This is a genomic window from Vibrio sp. D431a, assembly GCF_030248655.1.
Classification (GTDB): Bacteria; Pseudomonadota; Gammaproteobacteria; order Enterobacterales; family Vibrionaceae; genus Vibrio; species Vibrio alginolyticus.
This window is the reverse complement of record NZ_JAHGAP010000025.1, coordinates 63662-80137: the sequence shown is the minus strand read 5'-3', so window position 1 is coordinate 80137 and position 16476 is coordinate 63662. Positions and strand designations below refer to the sequence as shown.

The 16476-nt window shown below is 41.4% G+C and carries 29 protein-coding genes; 2 read left to right on the top strand and 27 right to left on the bottom strand.

Going from position 1 to position 16476, the window contains the following annotated elements; all coding sequences use genetic code 11:
• A complete protein-coding gene (locus tag KJB35_RS20745) occupies positions 1 to 441 on the bottom strand; it encodes a hypothetical protein (RefSeq protein ID WP_285469716.1) in 441 nt (146 codons plus the stop codon).
• Positions 442 to 467: 26 nt separating this feature from the next.
• Here KJB35_RS20745 and KJB35_RS20740 point away from each other — a divergent pair, with 26 nt between their 5' ends.
• Positions 468 to 878, top strand: a complete 411-nt coding sequence (locus KJB35_RS20740; RefSeq protein ID WP_285469715.1) for a hypothetical protein — start codon at positions 468 to 470, stop codon at positions 876 to 878.
• Positions 879 to 901: 23 nt separating this feature from the next.
• Here KJB35_RS20740 and KJB35_RS20735 read toward each other — a convergent pair whose 3' ends face one another.
• The 5 genes from KJB35_RS20735 to KJB35_RS20715 all read right to left on the bottom strand — a co-directional run bounded on the left by KJB35_RS20735 (position 902) and on the right by KJB35_RS20715 (position 4104).
• A complete protein-coding gene (locus tag KJB35_RS20735; protein WP_285469714.1) occupies positions 902 to 1129 on the bottom strand; it encodes a hypothetical protein in 228 nt (75 codons plus the stop codon).
• 68 nt (positions 1130 to 1197) lie between these two features.
• A complete protein-coding gene (locus KJB35_RS20730) occupies positions 1198 to 1974 on the bottom strand; it encodes a hypothetical protein (protein ID WP_285469712.1) in 777 nt (258 codons plus the stop codon).
• 17 nt (positions 1975 to 1991) lie between these two features.
• Positions 1992 to 3020 carry a plasmid segregation protein ParM domain-containing protein gene (parM, locus tag KJB35_RS20725; protein ID WP_285469711.1) on the bottom strand — a complete coding sequence of 343 codons (1029 nt, stop codon included), beginning with the start codon at positions 3018 to 3020 and terminating at the stop codon, positions 1992 to 1994.
• A 118-nt stretch (positions 3021 to 3138) separates the two neighbouring features.
• Entirely contained in the window at positions 3139 to 3504 is a 366-nt protein-coding gene (locus KJB35_RS20720) for a hypothetical protein (protein WP_285469709.1), read from the bottom strand.
• Positions 3505 to 3699: 195 nt separating this feature from the next.
• Positions 3700 to 4104, bottom strand: a complete 405-nt coding sequence (locus tag KJB35_RS20715) for a hypothetical protein (RefSeq protein WP_285469708.1) — start codon at positions 4102 to 4104, stop codon at positions 3700 to 3702.
• Positions 4105 to 4285: 181 nt separating this feature from the next.
• Here KJB35_RS20715 and KJB35_RS20710 point away from each other — a divergent pair, with 181 nt between their 5' ends.
• The gene (locus tag KJB35_RS20710) at positions 4286 to 5044 is read left to right on the top strand and encodes a hypothetical protein (RefSeq protein ID WP_285469707.1); all 759 of its coding nucleotides are present in this window, start codon (positions 4286 to 4288) and stop codon (positions 5042 to 5044) included.
• Positions 5045 to 5337: 293 nt separating this feature from the next.
• On the opposite strand, the gene KJB35_RS20705 is transcribed toward KJB35_RS20710, so the two are convergent.
• The 21 genes from KJB35_RS20705 to KJB35_RS20605 all read right to left on the bottom strand — a co-directional run bounded on the left by KJB35_RS20705 (position 5338) and on the right by KJB35_RS20605 (position 16407).
• Positions 5338 to 6045, bottom strand: coding sequence for a hypothetical protein (locus KJB35_RS20705; RefSeq protein WP_285469706.1), 708 nt, complete (start codon positions 6043 to 6045; stop codon positions 5338 to 5340).
• A gap of 11 nt (positions 6046 to 6056) precedes the next feature.
• Positions 6057 to 6638, bottom strand: a complete 582-nt coding sequence (locus KJB35_RS20700; RefSeq protein ID WP_285469705.1) for a hypothetical protein — start codon at positions 6636 to 6638, stop codon at positions 6057 to 6059.
• A gap of 64 nt (positions 6639 to 6702) precedes the next feature.
• Positions 6703 to 7212, bottom strand: coding sequence for an LPD29 domain-containing protein (locus KJB35_RS20695; RefSeq protein WP_285469704.1), 510 nt, complete (start codon positions 7210 to 7212; stop codon positions 6703 to 6705).
• A gap of 143 nt (positions 7213 to 7355) precedes the next feature.
• Positions 7356 to 7844: a hypothetical protein gene (locus KJB35_RS20690; protein ID WP_285469703.1), complete on the bottom strand. Its 489-nt coding sequence runs from the start codon at positions 7842 to 7844 to the stop codon at positions 7356 to 7358.
• Between the two features lie 63 nt (positions 7845 to 7907).
• Positions 7908 to 8819 (bottom strand): hypothetical protein, encoded by a 912-nt coding sequence (locus KJB35_RS20685; RefSeq protein ID WP_285469702.1) that lies wholly within the window; start codon positions 8817 to 8819, stop codon positions 7908 to 7910.
• Positions 8820 to 8869: 50 nt separating this feature from the next.
• A complete protein-coding gene (locus KJB35_RS20680) occupies positions 8870 to 9106 on the bottom strand; it encodes a hypothetical protein (protein WP_285469701.1) in 237 nt (78 codons plus the stop codon).
• A gap of 267 nt (positions 9107 to 9373) precedes the next feature.
• Positions 9374 to 9700, bottom strand: a complete 327-nt coding sequence (locus tag KJB35_RS20675) for a hypothetical protein (protein WP_285469700.1) — start codon at positions 9698 to 9700, stop codon at positions 9374 to 9376.
• Positions 9701 to 9938: 238 nt separating this feature from the next.
• Positions 9939 to 10280, bottom strand: a complete 342-nt coding sequence (locus KJB35_RS20670; RefSeq protein ID WP_285469699.1) for a hypothetical protein — start codon at positions 10278 to 10280, stop codon at positions 9939 to 9941.
• Positions 10281 to 10351: 71 nt separating this feature from the next.
• Positions 10352 to 10543 (bottom strand): hypothetical protein, encoded by a 192-nt coding sequence (locus tag KJB35_RS20665; protein ID WP_285469698.1) that lies wholly within the window; start codon positions 10541 to 10543, stop codon positions 10352 to 10354.
• Between the two features lie 11 nt (positions 10544 to 10554).
• Positions 10555 to 10869 carry a hypothetical protein gene (locus KJB35_RS20660; RefSeq protein ID WP_285469697.1) on the bottom strand — a complete coding sequence of 105 codons (315 nt, stop codon included), beginning with the start codon at positions 10867 to 10869 and terminating at the stop codon, positions 10555 to 10557.
• 137 nt (positions 10870 to 11006) lie between these two features.
• On the bottom strand, positions 11007 to 11513 hold the full coding sequence (locus KJB35_RS20655) for a hypothetical protein (protein ID WP_285469696.1): 507 nt from the start codon (positions 11511 to 11513) through the stop codon (positions 11007 to 11009).
• Positions 11514 to 11571: 58 nt separating this feature from the next.
• Entirely contained in the window at positions 11572 to 11745 is a 174-nt protein-coding gene (locus KJB35_RS20650; protein ID WP_285469695.1) for a hypothetical protein, read from the bottom strand.
• 163 nt (positions 11746 to 11908) lie between these two features.
• Positions 11909 to 12040, bottom strand: coding sequence for a hypothetical protein (locus KJB35_RS20645; RefSeq protein WP_285469694.1), 132 nt, complete (start codon positions 12038 to 12040; stop codon positions 11909 to 11911).
• Between the two features lie 91 nt (positions 12041 to 12131).
• Entirely contained in the window at positions 12132 to 12614 is a 483-nt protein-coding gene (locus KJB35_RS20640) for a hypothetical protein (protein WP_285469693.1), read from the bottom strand.
• Between the two features lie 419 nt (positions 12615 to 13033).
• Entirely contained in the window at positions 13034 to 13390 is a 357-nt protein-coding gene (locus KJB35_RS20635; protein WP_285469692.1) for a hypothetical protein, read from the bottom strand.
• A 131-nt stretch (positions 13391 to 13521) separates the two neighbouring features.
• On the bottom strand, positions 13522 to 13791 hold the full coding sequence (locus tag KJB35_RS20630; RefSeq protein WP_285469691.1) for a hypothetical protein: 270 nt from the start codon (positions 13789 to 13791) through the stop codon (positions 13522 to 13524).
• A gap of 61 nt (positions 13792 to 13852) precedes the next feature.
• Complete coding sequence (locus KJB35_RS20625) at positions 13853 to 14047, bottom strand: hypothetical protein (RefSeq protein ID WP_285469690.1); 195 nt, start codon at positions 14045 to 14047, stop codon at positions 13853 to 13855.
• Positions 14048 to 14193: 146 nt separating this feature from the next.
• On the bottom strand, positions 14194 to 14562 hold the full coding sequence (locus KJB35_RS20620) for a hypothetical protein (RefSeq protein WP_285469689.1): 369 nt from the start codon (positions 14560 to 14562) through the stop codon (positions 14194 to 14196).
• A gap of 73 nt (positions 14563 to 14635) precedes the next feature.
• Positions 14636 to 14857, bottom strand: coding sequence for a hypothetical protein (locus KJB35_RS20615; protein WP_285469688.1), 222 nt, complete (start codon positions 14855 to 14857; stop codon positions 14636 to 14638).
• Between the two features lie 217 nt (positions 14858 to 15074).
• Positions 15075 to 15869, bottom strand: coding sequence for a hypothetical protein (locus tag KJB35_RS20610; RefSeq protein ID WP_285469687.1), 795 nt, complete (start codon positions 15867 to 15869; stop codon positions 15075 to 15077).
• A 166-nt stretch (positions 15870 to 16035) separates the two neighbouring features.
• Complete coding sequence (locus KJB35_RS20605) at positions 16036 to 16407, bottom strand: hypothetical protein (protein ID WP_285469686.1); 372 nt, start codon at positions 16405 to 16407, stop codon at positions 16036 to 16038.
• Positions 16408 to 16476: the final 69 nt, after the last annotated feature.

Sequence of the window (16476 nt, the reverse complement as noted above, 5' to 3'; positions counted from 1 at the left end):
TTACTTCTTAGGGCTTAATGAGCTAGTATTAGCGCAAGCATCCATAAGAGTTGGTGATGGGGCTGGTAGAGGAGTCTTTGTGTTTTTTCTATTAAAACTATCAATCTTTTGTTCAATTCCATTTATAAACATTTTGTGACTGTCGTCTCTGAACATTCCTGTATTATCTTCGTGCTTAAGCCCGTTCTCAATCAATCCGTTTAAAAATTCATTTATTTGGTTTTTCGAATTCTTGGTTTCTTGAAACCCCTCAACACCTTGAACGTAAAATCTTAAGCCATCTCTTGAAGCTTCGATTGTAAGTTCATACTGCTCATTAATATCAATAGCTGGGCCAGTAACAGTAGCATTAATGCTCCCTTCGTTAACCCCTTGATTAACATTGTTAATCTTCACTCTTGAGTCTTCCTCAAGAAATCTCTGAATGGATGAAATATTCATGTTTTCGTTTTCTTCCAATGTAATTGATGGGCAAAAACAAATCTATTACTTTTAAGAAAAAACGAATGCTCAGAACTAATGTAATCAATCCAAAATACAGAAAACTGGTATGGGGGTTGATCTTAACAGGCATAACAGCCACTTGGATTCCAACAATAATGAAAATTGACGCTAATTTGAATGGTGTAAGTTTTACACACTTTGATCAGGAGCTGGCGATATCATGCATCCTTGATGAGACTGCATTAGGTGTAGAGTGGTCTTGTAAAAAAAATCAAGCCGTTGATTTGATGAGGTTTAATCCGGAACCCAAATATTGGATATACGAATCAAAGGATGGCGAGGTGAAGGTAACTAGAAGTATTAATTTAGGTGTAGCTAAATTTGTAATTGAACACCCTAGCGTTGGTGAAAGCTACAGTACAAATATTGAGTAAACAAAAGGGAGCCATCAGCTCCCTTAGTTAATTGAGGTTTGTTCCCTGTAGTAGTTTTTTGCTAAATGTTGCAACGTGTGATCAATAGACACTACACCAAAGATAAGAGGGGCTGCCTCAACTAATGCTTGGAACCAGATTTTGATAGATGCATCTTGAATTCTTGAAAAGAATAAAAGTGCGTAAACCAAAGTAGCTAACGTTACAAAGAAAAGATTTTTCCAATCGTCTTTGAAGAATTTGATAATCATTTTTTGCTCCCGAATGTGTTAAATCTGTCGAGAATAATAACCTCATTTTCTTCTAAGTCAAGAGTTTTTTAAAAACAACCTTTCCCTTTTACCCTTTTTGCTTTGTTAATTCTGTCCTGTGTCTCTTGATCTAGATTCCCTTGGGTTACAACTACAGGCTCTCCGCTGTCTTCAGCACGAGTGATAGAAGGTTCTGAATGGTGACCAGATTTGTTAGTTTGAGTCTGACCACCAGCTTTGATTGAAGACAAAATCTCTGACAGCATCTCGTTCTGCTTAGTAATTTGTTTCTCAATACTTGATGTGTCGGTAACAGGTGACACTTGATTTGTACTCATAGATTTAAGTATATCAAGGGTTTCCTTAACATCACGTTGAGTGTCTATAGCAACCTCAGGTGTTGAGTCAGATATGCTGATTGGCGCACCACTCAACATCTCCTTCAATTTCACAACCTCTGCCAAGACATCACCAAGCTCACCATTATGATCTACAGGTGCGGATTCACGAATCGTTAACTCCGTCAATTCGTCTTCAGTTGCGACATCACCAATTGTTAAGGAGTTAATCAGGTTCTTTTTGTTTATTTGACCTTCGATTAACAAATTAGATAGCTGTCGAGTAGATGTTGGAGATAGCAGGTGCAGGAATAACCCCGCCATGTAAACCTGTTTGTGTATGTCCGCTGCATACATCAACTCAACGTTCGAACCTTCCTTTGAGTTGCTAAGAGCGGATATATCTTCCGCCCACTTGCGTAAAATACTGCTCGCACAACGGTCAGCCTTATTGCCCTTTGTGTCAAAGTGCAAGGTGAAAGTCATCTTTTGTAGGCGGTTGATCATTTTCATACTTCCTTAAACTACGCAGCTTCACCATCAATGATAGCTGGCTCGTCCTCTGCAAAGTACAAGCAAAGTTCTTGAGAAAGTGCTGATTGAGATTCGTTAACAACGACTACACGATCACCAAGTTTAGAGTATGCTTCTCTGATTGGGGAAGCGATAAGATCTGCACCGCCACCAACAATGTAAACACGGTTCACATTCTTCGCGAATTTCTTAGCCTCGGTTGAAACCTGCTGCCCAAGCTCTTCAATCTTATCTTCAATTCGACGCAGGATATCTGGTGTTTGTTGCTCATCGTTAACCACTTCACGAACGAAATCAGGGTTATTTCGTTGTTTAATGAATTCATTAACAACAAGATAGCTTGCATCACTATCAGCGTTTGCAAGAGCTTTACGAGCAACATCTGTTACCATTGATACACCTATTTCATTGTTGCCGTATATAGCAGAAACATCATCGAATTCGCCAACAATCACACCCATATCAAGAGTTGTTCCGCCTAGATCAATCACTAGAGATCGTGTGAACTCGTGACAATTTGAACTGACTAGAGTGGATAGAACTGCTGGTAAGCTTTCAGGCATAACCTCTACATCAACGATTTCAAAAAGCTCACCTTTATTCAATGAGATCTCTCTCATTAGGTTGTCCTTCTTACGTTGGATGTTAGTAAGGTTCTTTTGGCAGTCGTCTGGGTTATAGTATTCAGTGATAGGCAGAGTAACCACCAGCTTAACTTTTTGAGGTGTAATGCCAGTTTGTAGTAGGGCATGATGCACTGAAAGTAGGTTAAGGTCTGAGTATTGGTAGTCTACGTGAGTAGTTTCCAACACCTTGTCGGATGTAGCATCATACGTATACTTGGTTGCACCAATTTCGTAGTTGAAGATTTTCTTGTCGTTGCGTAGAGCTGCACTCTTCCAGTTTTTACGGAATGAGTTAGGGGAGATTAGGTTTTGTAGCTTACCGTGTTGTAGCCAGCTTACTTTTACATTTGTTGAACCATCATCTACTGCAAACTGAAGTAATCTCTGAGCCATCTTACTTTTCCTGAAATTAATTAATTGAACAAGATTAAATTCATTTCAACAGAGGCAGATCACCAATTCAACCAATAAGTGGCACTATTACTAAAATAATAATACCACCGATGATTTTTTAAGATAGTGCTGAAGAAACCCAATCCCAATAACCTAAGATTGTTACCCCTGCTTTCACGTCATTTACCCACGTATTTTTAGTATGGTGAGGGTGCTCATCCATCCCCTTGGCATGATAGCTTTCTTGGATTGCGTCTGATTGCAGATTGGAGCCGTCATCATGACAACCATCAATAATAACAGTCCCATTACCATATGGTGAACGCACAGCATCAACAGCTTGCCCAAGATAGTCAGAGTCAACCGCAAAGAATAGGTTGGATTCTGATTCCAAAACTAATGATAGTTCTACGACCTGTTTGTCGCCGCCGATGATGTTTACTTCTTTAGAGAAGGTATCAATAACTACAATACCGTTTTGCATAATCTAAACCTGATTTTTTAAAGAGCGAAAGTTAACAGCCACCAGCACCAAACGACACAACCATGTTTGAGTTCATTGTCATTCGGTTCTTGTATAATACCACGAACACTTGGCATTGCAACAACAATTCTGATGCTGGCGGATGTTATTTTGAATAAGGGTAGGGCTACCACTCCCTACCATGAACAACTGTGTTTAAACTTCGTAATTGTGCTTTTCTTTGAGTTCCTTGCGGTTAGCACACATTCGAGCTTCATATTGCTTCGCTAACTCTTCAGCCTCATCTACGGTCATCATAGAGGCGACGCGCCATTCATCGTTCAGAATGTTCTTTGCCATCTCAGAATTATGATTAAACTCACTCAGTAATTGGTTAAGCTCTTTGTTGTATGTCTTTCCAAACACTTCTTCGTAGTGTGCGATTAGTGAATCTTTCTTCGCGAGAGCGCTCTCCAGCATCTTCTGTGATTCTTTTGTGCGCCAGTGTTTAGGGTCAGCATTAGACAATTCCTCTTTAAGGATTACAATAGCGCCTTCTTCTTGACGGATGAGTTGAATGCGTTCGTTTTCTGCATGACATGGAGTTGCTGTAGTAATCATTTTATTCCTTAACCTGTATTTATTCAGAGAGAACCACCTCCCTGACCACGAGAGTCATAATACCACAACCACTTGGCAATGCAACACCAAATGAAAATTTTACGTCGATTATTTGACTATTCCTAATTTCAATTTGTATAGGTATTAAACAATTTAGTGATGTCGATTCTTTGGGGGATGAGTGTTAAATCTATTCAAGAAGTTAAATGTATTCGTTGCTGACTCTATTGCATCAGCTCTTGGTTTGAAGTCATTATCTCGTGTAGATGATGGATATAGTATTTGTCATACAGAAGAGTTTTTTAAGCATGTAAGGTCTTGTGCTTTTGTTGGTTCTTACTGGGATCTGCCCCGTTCCTACGCTTTTGAGTGTCTAAGTTCAAATTTATGGGCAAGAAAAAGACCGCATTACGTCTTAGGTCTTGGTGAGCAGTCGGATTCGAGGATTTCTGACTATTTGCACTCGGAGTCAGATGCTATTGATGATATAGAGCTGTTACTGTCAGACCCTGTTGATGATGGTAATCAAGTTATTTCAATAGAAGGGGATGCCGACTTTTATGATACTTACATCAGAGCGTTTGTAAGATACCTTTCAGGGGTTAGTCATTTAGACTTGAGTAATGGTTTTATACTTGTGATAAATCACAGCTCCCTGCTTAAGTCAGACACGTTTATTGAGATTAATGACCTAATCAAACGTACACCTCTGTGCTCTGTCTATCTTTGTGGTGACTATAAACTGCTTGATAAGGTCTATTACTTGCCGTCCCTAAAGAGTGTTCTAATAACTAAGCTTGATAATGCATCGTACATCCGTGAGTTGAATGGGTTTGGTGATTGTGAATACGTTAGTTCTGACGTCACGTCGTTATCTAGGGATGAATATATTCTTCTATCAAGGGAATCAGGTAAAACAAAGGGAAGAGCGTCTCTGTAAAGCTTCTGGCTGGATTATTCTGGTTTATTAGTGCGTACGTTCATGAAATCCATAATAAACGCCTCTGCGTCCTCCTGAGAGGCACATACGTACGTATCTTTACTTGGCGGAAAAATGGGGTTCCCCATGAAACAAACTAACTTAACAATTTTCATGTCACTGGCATGGGTTGATGTCACACACCATAGTCGAGAAAATAATAACCCCATTGCTATTCCTGCTTAATGTTGTACTAACGTTAGGTGTGATTGTATAAAAAAAGCGAGAGACATAAGCCCTCGCTTTCATAATTTTCAGAACACCTGATTCTTTATTTTAATGTCCTTGAACATATCGGGGTTTTCAGGGCATTCGATCTCTCTGGTAATCTTGTTAACTCGGATAACGGTGTATCCTTTTTCATTTTGGTTATTGCTAACGAGGATGTTAGTTTCCTTAAGAGTGCATGTTGCAATGGCTACAAACGTCTCATTCTCTGTCTCTACAGGGACTTCGGGGAAACCTTTATCTTCTTTATCGCGGTAATTGCTCAATCGAAGATGCTCAAAGTCGATAACGTCCACGTTGTCATCGTCAATTAAGGTTCTGCCGTTGGTGCTAAAAAGCACGCATGGTGAGTTAATGTCAAACTCCTTGTTGACTAGGACGGGGCAAGAGCGACCGAACATGTCGTAGTAACGCTTAACAGAGACGCTGATAACCTCACACCCTTCAGCTTCGAAGATTTGGGCGATGTCATTTGACACTGGATTAGTGTTTACTTCGGGAATCATCTTTAGCGCGTCCACCAGCATTTCATGATGTTCTTTTACTGGTTCTTTCATGATTTCCAGACATGCATTGTTTAGGAAGATTGCGTCATTCTCTTTAACAAAGAAGTCATGGTAGGTTTGCCCATGCTTTGTTTTGTATGCCACTTCAATTTGGTAGAGGTTTATATACAGCGGCGCTACCTGTGCGCGAAGGATGGGCTTGATTGATTTAATCTGCTTGTTTTTCATAGCCTTCACTCCTAGCTGCCGTGATAGTATTCTTTGGTAATTTCTGTAATGATTAAGTTTTCAGTAGGGAAGTTGACCCATCCTCCCTTTGATTTGAAAGTGTTTGAGTCGAAGGCGATTACTCCTGATAGTTCATAATCATCATCCACTTTGCCGTAGACTGTAATTGTGTATGAGTTACCACACTCATCGTCGTTAACCACGTCCCTCTGTACCCAGATACCATAGTCTTCACCGCCGATGCCATTGATTTGAAATGCGCGGTTTGTTGGTAGTCGATTAACTTTGCCATTGATGAATCGGGTATTCCATTTGTCGATCAGGAATCGCTCTGCCATTGCTCGGATTTTATCTTCGTAATAGTAGTCTTTGAACTCATGCTCATGGATGACTTCACGGTCTAAAAAATCAAGAAATGAAAAACTAGATGACGGGAACCCACATCCGGAGCAAGTGATCTCACACTCTGTGCCAAGTGTGTCGATTACAGGTTGGGAGTTACAATGCGGACACCCGAGGATAATCATGTTTTTGTTAAATATAACCTTCCCTTCGGATTCGATGGTTGGTTCTGTAAAAGATGGTGTTGTCATAAGGCTTTTTACCTCTACATCTGAGCTAGGGAGCGCCCTAGTAAGGGCGCTTTAGTAATTTGAATTATGTATATGACTTTTCGAAGATAGATTTTCTAATTAGAGTCGAGAGTGACTCATCTTCACCTTCTGGGTAGATGTCAATGAGTTTTCCTTCTTCGTAGTTCTCAAGTGTGAGCTCAGGGTATTCGTTTTTAAGTCTTGAGCTGAGTTCTTCGATCGCTTCTTGTTTTGCGGTTTTACTATGGTCACGTGTTAGGGTGATTAGCTTAACACCACCAAATGCATCATTGAAAGCGGTGCTATGGAATGCAAAGGAATCATCAACGCTTCCTTCAAAGGTTGCTTTCTTGAATGGGTTAATGGCGTTTTCAATAGACTGGTTCGTTTGACCATCAGTCCAACTGATGTCAATCTGGCCGATTTTTGATTTAACACTAATCTTTGATTTCGGGAAAAGTGTTTTTAAGTGCTTACGGACGTTCTTCGCAACTGCCTTCGAGTCGTGTTGCGCACCTAGCAACTCAAGGTGGGGGTATCGTTTTTGGAGTAATTCGTTAGAAACGTTTGTCATGATTTATTGCCTTAACCTGTGCGTTGTGGCTAGGGAAACCACTCCCTAGTTAATGATGTTTATTATACGCCACCAGCCACACAAATCAAATGTTTTTAAAAACAAATGACAAACATTTCTTAGATTGGTCGTTTGCTGCTTAGTTATTGTTGTTTTGGTTTATCTAGTGCAGCCATGGCATCATCAAAACTATCCATTAACTCCTCTACGTCATCGTGAGTAAACCCATAGGCAAAGTAATCCTTCTCTACTATTCTTGTATGCTCCTCGATGTCTTCGTACCCTAGGGTGTTTGTATCAATGCACTCGTCATTGGTTTTGTCCCACACATCAAAGACTAGTGATTCGTCATCAATCTTGACATGTAGCTCCACGTTGCGGAATGTGACATAGCAATAAGCCTTATCTTCGCTGAACGCCACTACAGGCTCTTTGTATTCATCGTTGCTTACATTAGTCAGGATGATAGCGCTTGAATCATCGTTGTGGCATACACGCAAAGTAGTAGGGCACTCAGTGTTATCCACGAACACATTAAGCACATGTGAGTGATGGTCGTGACTGAATCCGATATTTGTGCCTTTCTGGTTAGAGAAGTTTGTGATCTCATAAGATGTAAATGACGGTTTCATTTTATTCCTTATCGCCCTCCCAACGGGCGATGATAAACAAATTAAAATTGGTTCGAGAAGATACTATTTTCGAGATTTAAAAAACATTTTTGTTCGACTATCAATCATCCGTAACATCGTGATGTTTGGCAGAAAGAAATCAACTTCGTCTGCGTCGATTTTTGGGCTTTCTCCGTGAACAAACTTTAAGTATTCAATGTACTCTGGGTTCGGGTGCGATGAGCAACAGAGGTGTCTTATGTTCAACTCTTCTACTTTATCCAGCAAGCCCTTAGAAGGAGTTGTATTGTTCACTGTGTGTTTACGCATCTTGTTTAGGGTAGTTACAACATCTTTGTTAACAAACCAGCGAAAGGCGAAGTGTTCTCCCTTCATATCTCGCCATAATGGCAATCTTAAGATTCCGCATAGCCCTTCACCTTTAAGGTGTTCATCAAGAAGTTCTCCTTCTCTGTAAAGGATGTGTAAAGGGTCAGATGTTTCTACAGCTTTCATGCGGAACTGGTAACAGTGTTCCGACTCGTAAGAGCTAATGGTTTCCCAGTGCAGGTGCTCGCGTCCACAGCTTGTGTCAATTGTGTTTTCTAATACTGAAGTGAACAGACAACGATTGTACATAGAAAACACTTCTGACTCAGACTCTTCTTTTGTGTGGAATGTGTCTAAAACGACGTAGTTACCAAGAAGCGTGTCATCAAATTTCAACGTAGAGCCCCTCCAAATTGGGAGCTTAGGAATCATTGTCATATCTTCAGACTTAGATAATGAGTAGCCGTAGCTATCTCTTATATCGGCTTTTGTGCTTTTTGAGATAGTTACGTTGATGTATGTATCAGTCCCTTCCGACATTTCTTTCTTGATAGAGACTTCACCCATAGACATGACGGGCGAGTGAAGGTCTTTCGTCACCACGTGACCGACAATCACCGTGTGTTCGCTGAGGTTTCGGGTTATAAATTCCAATTTAGGCTTCATGTTAAGTGTCCCTGCTTTTCGACTAGGGGAGGTGCTCTCCCCTTTTTGGTTTAATGCTTAGCTTGTGTCTTTTGCTTGTTAAAGACCTTTAGGATGACATTGGTGACTAACTTGATAGCGAGTAGTGATGGCGAGCATAGTACAATGCCGATCTTGTGTAGCATCTTTGTTTCTGAGAACTTAACTTTGTTTAGAAGAAGCCAGAAGACGTACTGGAAGTGAATAAAGTATGCGAATGCAGTGGCAGTTTGCCAAAAGGTAGATAGTTCTTTGAAGTAATCGTACATTTTAATTTAACCTGTGTTGTGCAGGGTTTCTAACCCTATAAGGTCTGAGAGAACCACCTCCCTGACCACGAGAGATATAATACCACAATCAGTTGGCAATGCAACACCAATCTTGGTGTCCATCTGGCTACTCTAGATAATCGCTACGAAGATTGAATGTCCATGCTCTGCTAGCATTAGGATTTTGCCCGTGTCAGGGATATTTTATAATAATCACTGTGTAATTGGGGGGTTAGGCTCCGTTGTTTAGGGAGCCATTGAGACGGTCTAGTTGAAGGCGTATTTCTCGATTAGTGCAATTTGCTTTTTCACTGCTTCTTGGTGATAGTAGTACTTATCACCAAGCTCTGGGCGCTTGCTTAAATCCAGAAGCATAAAGTTCAAGTGATTGCGAATTACTTTGAACTCATGATGCACTGCCGCTTCCCACCCTTCGTATTGCCTATTACGAGTCAGAGACTTGATTTCAGCAACGCCTTTCTTAAGTGCTCGTTTCGTCAATTCCGTTTCGTCCACCAGCATCATTGAATCAATTAGATCGGCTGTGATAAGAAGGGATTCAGTTATTAGATTTGCTTGTTTGTAGTAAGCCATGTTTATTTCCTTAACCTGTGTTGTGCAGGGCTTCTAACCCTATAAGGTCTGAGAGAACCACCTCCCTGACCACGACAGATATAATACCACAACGACTTGGCATTGCAATGCCAAATGCAGGTTAAAGTAAATTAATTTTGGAAGGAGATCGCCGATGAAGAGCCATCAGCGATTGAGTAATTGATTTGCAGAGTTTGCACTGAGTTGTGCATTGAGATACTTGCTATTTAACCTTCAATCAAGGGTTGGTCATCTCGTTTTCGATGATCATATTCAGCAAGGGGATGACTGTTTTGCAAAAACCGAGAATCATCGTGTTCTCGCCTACAGATTTAGGTATGTCTTTCTCTGCTTGCTCACCCATTGCGTTTAGGCTTCTACAGGCATTTTGGATTAGGGCTTTTGGTTCTGGGTTGCCTTTATCTATGCCATGCTTTTCAATTTCTTCCTTTGCGCACTCAATGCTTTGGATTGCATCGTTTAAGCATTTGAGTTTATCTCCATCGGTTTTGACAGAAACAAGTATTTGTTTTGCAGCGTTCAGGACGCCATTCAAGTCGTCTAGTTCTTTAGTAACCAAGTTGGTTTCCTTCGGGTTCTGTTGCCGTGTGGGTCAGGGCGAGCGTCATAGTCAACCCCCGCCCCCTTTAATCACTCTTCTGGTTGTTTGATATTAGGTTTTACCGAAACTACACCAAGATTGTGTGTAAAAGTCATTTCCTTTTGCTCTTTGGTTGCTACTGCACATAACATTCGAGCCATTGAGGACAGAGTTTTTTTGGTGCCTAGCTCAAGTAGAGCGGATGCCATTTGCTCTAGGAATTCCTCTTCTCTTTTATCCATACATTTTCTACCTACAGTACCATGTCTGACTTAACTGTGAATAACGAGTGCATGTTCTCGTATAGATTTTGTTGCGCTTGGATGATTTCACTCTCAGTCACAACAGAGTCTAGAGCGGATTTCTTTAGCTGTTCGCGCTCTTCTTTTGTTAATTGGCGGTAGCTTGGCTTTTTAGTGTCCACCAGCGGCATGAATTTGCGTTTACCCTTTGCTTTGGTTTCAACCTCGAATCTTAATGAAGGCTCTTCTAGTCTGAGAGCTCGAAGAAAGACCGTAATTTTAACCTGAGAGCCGTCTTCTCGCTTTAGTACCGTAGAATGTTCCATTATTTTGACCTCTTAACCTGTGTATGATGGGTTACCAACCCGAGCTAGTGGGGGAGGGTTACCCCCCTGACCACGAGAGATATAATACCACAATCACTTGGCATTGCAACACCATGCGATTCATTTGTTGTGGTTTTTTAGTAATACATGCCAAGCTTTTTGATGAATTTAGAGATCTCTCGTTTCTCTTGGCGACATTCTTGCGAGTTGTTGTCTAGAGTGTCGATGTACCATTTAAATGAAGCTGTAGACGCCTCTCTCTTCATGTTTAGGCATAAAGATTCAAAGTCCTCATTATAGAAACCTTCGGAAATATCCATACCTAGAGCCTCTAGTAGGTCTGACAACGCATTTACTGCCGGATAGTATTCTAGAGCTTGGGGGTTGTTCGATGGGGTTACTGGCTTCTTATGCGTCAGCCACGTTGCTTGGACTGGGTCTAAGATAAGGCGCGATTCAATCTCTTCGCAAATCTTGCGGTAAGCATCAGCTGATCCCTTTGTTGTAAAGAGCATACAGTGGTTACTATGGACGCCGTGTTTTAGTGTATTGTCACCATTAACAATTCCATCTTTAACGAAATGCATTTCGCCATTTGGTGTATTAATTGTGCCAGATTGAACATTAGAAGCCTGAGTGTTCATAGTGAGACTCTCTTATTGGTGATGTTAAACAAAGTGCAATAGCTAAAGGGTTTGACCCCTAACGTTTAGCCTGAATGTTGTAGATGGAGTAGCTCTTTTTCTTTCCTCCAAGCATTACCGTTGCTCGGAACTCACTTGTTTGTTTAACGAATGTACCTGTGCGCGTATCTTGCCAGTACCCACCTTTAAGAATTGAAACCTCGACGATTTGTCCTTCGTGAAACTTGCTCATGTTCTTCTACCTTAACCTGTGTGTATTATGGGTTACCAACCCGAACCAGTGGGGGAGAGTTACCTCCCTGACCACGAGAGATATAATAACACAACCACTTGGCATTGCAACACCAAGTGGTTAATTAAATTGAAGAAAGTTACTTAACTTCTTTATTTGGTGGTTAGTCTTCTACCGACAGTACACAGTAACCGTGGTTGCTAGATACTTGCTCAATAAGCTCGTCAATATCCTTCCCGTGAGTCTCTTCGTGGCTCAAGGTTACAACTGTGCCGTTTTCTAAATGGAACTTCATAAATGCTCTCGTCAAAGCTAATTTGGATTATATAGGTATTCAAACTTGTTTGGTGGAAGAGGGCGATTTAGCAACGCCCTCCTTGAAATGCTTACGCGATACTTAGGGCTGGAGGTGAAGCGACCCATTTGCTTACATTTAGCTCGGTGTTCCAAGCGCCGTTAATGAACTCTACGGTATGAACTCGTTCACCCACCAGCACACTGTAAAAGCCGTCTACTTTTGGCTCTGTTAGTTGTTGAGCTCTGTGGTTGTAGTTCTCATCCGTATTGTTCCAAATGACAAACTCGTCGTGACCACGCGAAGCCCATGCTTCTGCCCAAGTATCCTTTAAATATTTAACCTGAGCTTGGCGACCTTGGTCTTTTAGGTCTTTAGTGATCGCATCCGACTTTTTGGTGAGAGCCTTTACTTCACTTTCGTCCATTGCTTTAGGAGTTGGATCAGTGATGATGTCTACTTGGCTACGAACAACGTAATCCAAAAGGTCTTGATCCCATTCAAGCATTTCCTGCTCTGATGTTTTAGCGATTAGCTTGATGTGATCGTGAGTTAACTTACGAAGATTTAGCATGTTTAATTCCTTAACCTGTATTATGGGTTACCAACCCGAACCAGTGGGGGAGAGTCACCTCCCTGACCACGAGAGATATAATAACACAACCACTTGGCATTGCAACACCAAGTGGTTAATTAATTGGAATTAGTTTAGATCTCGTTGTAGTGGCGAGGTTCTTATTCCCCACTTCCTGCAAAGATGCGTAAGGGCACGCCTGTTTGTTCCTTAGTGTGTAAGGGGGCGCTGTCCATGCAGGGTTTCAAAGCGTCGCTGAAAAGCTCTTGTGAATCGGTTTGTCTGACCTTTAGAAATGTAATAGCGGTATAGTGAGCGTGCGTTTTTGAATGATTTCTTATCCATGACAAGTATCCTTATACTAGAACGGTCTATTTTGGATTTGATTTGGCTGATGGGTGTCCACCAGCCTTTGTTATTTACGCAGCGTGGTCACGGATCATCTTTTCAACTTCAAATACGCCCATATATCCCCATGTGTTTGACGGGATAACAAAACCTTTCTTAGGTGCGAGTCCCATACGAATGTGGTAGTTGTTCAGCGTTTCAGTGAACTGCTCACCGTAAGATCCGGTTTCACAGATTACAGTTAGTTCGCCTACACGTTGCTCGATTACCTTTTTTAGCTGAACCCCTTGCTCTTCAGCAAGCAACTCAAGTCCATTTTTAACTAACTGAGTGTGCGTATTGCTGTATTGCACTGGGCTAATTTCCTTCTCAGAGAGTTGTTTTTTGGCTTGATCTAGTTGTTCGATGATTTGTTTCAATTCTGACATGTTGCAGTACCTTACCTGTGTATGATGGGTTACCAACCCGAATCAGTCAGGGGGAGTTACCTCCCTGACCACGAGCGATATACTACCATAATCACTTGGCATTGCAACGCCAAATACATGTTGTTTAGTGCTTAGCGATACTTTTCGTACACTACTTTATCACCAACAAAGACGTTGCCATTGCTTGTGATGCGAATGTCCATTGTTTTCGGGATCATAAATGAAGGTTTACCAGAGCGCGATTTACCTTTGTAGGTGCATTCTGGGTGGTTATGAAGGAAGTTCTTGAGTGCTTTGCCTGATGCAGATGTAGGGATGCGTACCTCATAAAGTCGAGCGTTTAGGTTTTTGTTTGAAGTTTCTGCGATGCTCTTATTATGGGGTTTTGCATAGTGGTTCATTTTGCAATATTCCTTGCTTGCAAGGGTAAGGGTTGATTCGTTCAATCCTTACCCTAGCCAATTAGATGTGATTAACAGTGTATTTGAAGTTAGTGGTTTTGTCAGTGATTGACGCACTGCCGCTTGCAGGATTCCAAGAGATCTCAACTTCGACTGTTGGTAGAGGAAGATGCTCTGCAATTGCCTCTAGAAAGCCTTGCGCTTGAACATCAATAGTTTTGTTGTTTTCATGGTCGATGATTTGGAAGTTAGTCACGGTCAGTCCTTAGTTGTTTAAAGGTAATGCCAATTACAGTTTGAGCCCCAATCCTCCATTAAGGTATCCAGTGGAGTTCCTGAGGGGATTGGGTTGATTCGGGTTAATCAGTGCCGCCAGAGTGTGTTAGGGGCGCTGTGTGTTGCTTATAGGCTTAGAGATGACTTGCCACTCTCAGTTAGGCGGTAAGTCACTTCAGACCCAACAAGTCGGTCATTGTGTGTGTCTCGTAGCTCATAACTTCGTGACTCTACCAAGCCTACGGAGATAAGGCCAGAGAGTATATGAATTACGTCACATGTGCGGCTGTATTCTTTGGCCGACTTAACGCTCTTGAGCTCTTTGATTGCCGCCTTGCTGAACGTTGATGCTTTTTCGAAGTCCATCGGTACATGCTTGAGGACAATTGTATGGAGTTCTTTGCTGTCTTCTGCAAAGATGCTCTTTAGTGCTGAAGGGATATCGCTGCTTGGCTCAGAGAGAGTTAAGTTTACTTTCTTCGTTGTAGTGCTCACATGAAGCTCCTTAGTAATAGGTTAGCTGTTCACAAGCCCCAATCACGGACGACGGTGGGGCTTTGGAGTAGGGTTAGCTATTTTTGTAATCTTCCATTTGTTCTAAGAAGTTGATGAAATCATCTTTAGTCTCGATGGTTTCGTAAGGCTCTTCTGAATCAGAGAGGACAAAGTTCAGTCCTTTAATAATTTCGCCTACTTTGAGGTCTTTAGAAGTGAGGTTATCGAATACCTTTTCTAATCGTGAGTCTATGTGAAAGATTTTTTCTTCAGTTGTGCTGTCGTCTAATGACATAATCTTGATTCCTTAACCTGTGTATGATGGGTTACCAACCCGAACTGTCGAGGAGTACCACCTCCTTGACCACGAGTGATATAATACCAGAACCACTTGGCATTGCAACACCAAAATGAGGTTAATGACTGATTTATGAAGAATATTGCGTGAATGCGGAAGGCTTAAAGACCAATAAGCCCAGTATGTACTGGGCTTATTAAGGTGATGATGGGTTTTAGTCTACAAGTGTCACAAAACCATCTTTAAGTTGTCTTGTCACATACTTCGCAGATACGCGCTCTCGGTATTCATTTGACTCAATCATTTCCCAAGTGTTGTGCCCAGAGTTATGAGAAACACGGAACTTGGTTTTGACCTCTTCACGATTATGCTTGTTGAATTTCGTTACTTCGATTGTTTGGTTTGTAACGTATCGCTCCGCATCTTTCTTATCGGCGTTTGCCTTAGTGATTTCCTTAATCTTCGCTTTTGCATCAGCTTCTGTGAGGATTGCAGAGTTTTCAAGTTTCCATGCATCATGTGCAGCGTCGTCTTCTTTTAGTTTATTTTGGAGAGCTTTATTTTTCTTTTCTTGAAGCTCTTGGTCTGCATGGAAATCCGCTTTAATTTGAGCCGCTGCTTTCTGTGCGTATTCTTCAGTGTTTAGCATTTTAGCAATCATCGCTACAGCAATGTGAGCAACGCCACGGCGCTCCATAGCTTCACAGTAGGTTTCTAGGGTTTTGTTTGCATCGTCATCAAGTCCACCACCAGAGGTGCTAAACTCAGTCTTGGCGATAGTCGCATCACCCGTGGTGTAGTCAATGTTGAAAGAGATTTTTGCAGTAGCTAAATTTTTTGACCACCAGCCATCGACTAGCATCTGAATGTTAACACTGCGGTTGTATACTTCGACATTAGCGATAATACCATCCGCCACTTGAAGCTTTTGGCTTTGGTGCTCATTGAATGTGAGTTGCTCAAGAGCTGCTTTGACTGTTTCTTGGATAGCGTTGATATTTAGAGACATAATTCTGATTCCTTAACCTGTGTATGATGGGTTACCAACCCGAATTGTCGGGGAGACCACCTCCCTGACCACGAGAGATATAATACCACAACCACTTGGCATTGCAACACCAAGTGGCACTTAATCGTGATTTATTTTGCCTCTACTTATTGCGAGCATCCCAAGTTTATATTGTGTGATCACCAAGATTAATGATTTGCTTCACTTGGTTCACACCGAGATTCAACAACTCAAACTTTGCAGCAGATTCAAACTCATTAGACTCAATTGCACTGTCGCGCTTCTTGCTATTGGTATAAATGGTCAGTTCGATTTCGTTCATCAGCTCTTCATGATTGATAGTGGATGTGTCAGTGTCGACATTAAACACGCCTGTATCAATTTTTGTTTTGATGGAAGCAAGACCTTGATTGGTGATTTCAAGCTTTGCTGCTTTCTCATACCATTGACTTTTTACGGCGAGATCTCGCTCTTTTATGTTGTGGGAGATTTCGGCATTAATTTCATTAACTAACGATGTGCCATTAAGGATCTTCATGGTTCCTACCTGTTCTACATATTGTTTAAAAGACTTAAAACCCAGAGGTTAGGTGTCTGGGCTTGGTTG

Bases quoted from the DNA above. Each gene is read 5' to 3' on its own strand.
- KJB35_RS20745 (WP_285469716.1), bottom strand. From the start codon at position 441: ATGAATATTTCATCCATTCAGAGATTTCTTGAGGAAGACTCAAGAGTG.
- KJB35_RS20740 (WP_285469715.1), top strand. From the start codon at position 468: ATGGGCAAAAACAAATCTATTACTTTTAAGAAAAAACGAATGCTCAGA.
- KJB35_RS20735 (WP_285469714.1), bottom strand. From the start codon at position 1,129: ATGATTATCAAATTCTTCAAAGACGATTGGAAAAATCTTTTCTTTGTA.
- KJB35_RS20730 (WP_285469712.1), bottom strand. From the start codon at position 1,974: ATGATCAACCGCCTACAAAAGATGACTTTCACCTTGCACTTTGACACA.
- parM (WP_285469711.1), bottom strand. From the start codon at position 3,020: ATGGCTCAGAGATTACTTCAGTTTGCAGTAGATGATGGTTCAACAAAT.
- KJB35_RS20720 (WP_285469709.1), bottom strand. From the start codon at position 3,504: ATGCAAAACGGTATTGTAGTTATTGATACCTTCTCTAAAGAAGTAAAC.
- KJB35_RS20715 (WP_285469708.1), bottom strand. From the start codon at position 4,104: ATGATTACTACAGCAACTCCATGTCATGCAGAAAACGAACGCATTCAA.
- KJB35_RS20705 (WP_285469706.1), bottom strand. From the start codon at position 6,045: ATGAAAAACAAGCAGATTAAATCAATCAAGCCCATCCTTCGCGCACAG.
- KJB35_RS20700 (WP_285469705.1), bottom strand. From the start codon at position 6,638: ATGACAACACCATCTTTTACAGAACCAACCATCGAATCCGAAGGGAAG.
- KJB35_RS20695 (WP_285469704.1), bottom strand. From the start codon at position 7,212: ATGACAAACGTTTCTAACGAATTACTCCAAAAACGATACCCCCACCTT.
- KJB35_RS20690 (WP_285469703.1), bottom strand. From the start codon at position 7,844: ATGAAACCGTCATTTACATCTTATGAGATCACAAACTTCTCTAACCAG.
- KJB35_RS20685 (WP_285469702.1), bottom strand. From the start codon at position 8,819: ATGAAGCCTAAATTGGAATTTATAACCCGAAACCTCAGCGAACACACG.
- KJB35_RS20680 (WP_285469701.1), bottom strand. From the start codon at position 9,106: ATGTACGATTACTTCAAAGAACTATCTACCTTTTGGCAAACTGCCACT.
- KJB35_RS20675 (WP_285469700.1), bottom strand. From the start codon at position 9,700: ATGGCTTACTACAAACAAGCAAATCTAATAACTGAATCCCTTCTTATC.
- KJB35_RS20665 (WP_285469698.1), bottom strand. From the start codon at position 10,543: ATGGATAAAAGAGAAGAGGAATTCCTAGAGCAAATGGCATCCGCTCTA.
- KJB35_RS20660 (WP_285469697.1), bottom strand. From the start codon at position 10,869: ATGGAACATTCTACGGTACTAAAGCGAGAAGACGGCTCTCAGGTTAAA.
- KJB35_RS20655 (WP_285469696.1), bottom strand. From the start codon at position 11,513: ATGAACACTCAGGCTTCTAATGTTCAATCTGGCACAATTAATACACCA.
- KJB35_RS20650 (WP_285469695.1), bottom strand. From the start codon at position 11,745: ATGAGCAAGTTTCACGAAGGACAAATCGTCGAGGTTTCAATTCTTAAA.
- KJB35_RS20645 (WP_285469694.1), bottom strand. From the start codon at position 12,040: ATGAAGTTCCATTTAGAAAACGGCACAGTTGTAACCTTGAGCCACGAA.
- KJB35_RS20640 (WP_285469693.1), bottom strand. From the start codon at position 12,614: ATGCTAAATCTTCGTAAGTTAACTCACGATCACATCAAGCTAATCGCT.
- KJB35_RS20635 (WP_285469692.1), bottom strand. From the start codon at position 13,390: ATGTCAGAATTGAAACAAATCATCGAACAACTAGATCAAGCCAAAAAA.
- KJB35_RS20630 (WP_285469691.1), bottom strand. From the start codon at position 13,791: ATGAACCACTATGCAAAACCCCATAATAAGAGCATCGCAGAAACTTCA.
- KJB35_RS20615 (WP_285469688.1), bottom strand. From the start codon at position 14,857: ATGTCATTAGACGACAGCACAACTGAAGAAAAAATCTTTCACATAGAC.
- KJB35_RS20610 (WP_285469687.1), bottom strand. From the start codon at position 15,869: ATGTCTCTAAATATCAACGCTATCCAAGAAACAGTCAAAGCAGCTCTT.
- KJB35_RS20605 (WP_285469686.1), bottom strand. From the start codon at position 16,407: ATGAAGATCCTTAATGGCACATCGTTAGTTAATGAAATTAATGCCGAA.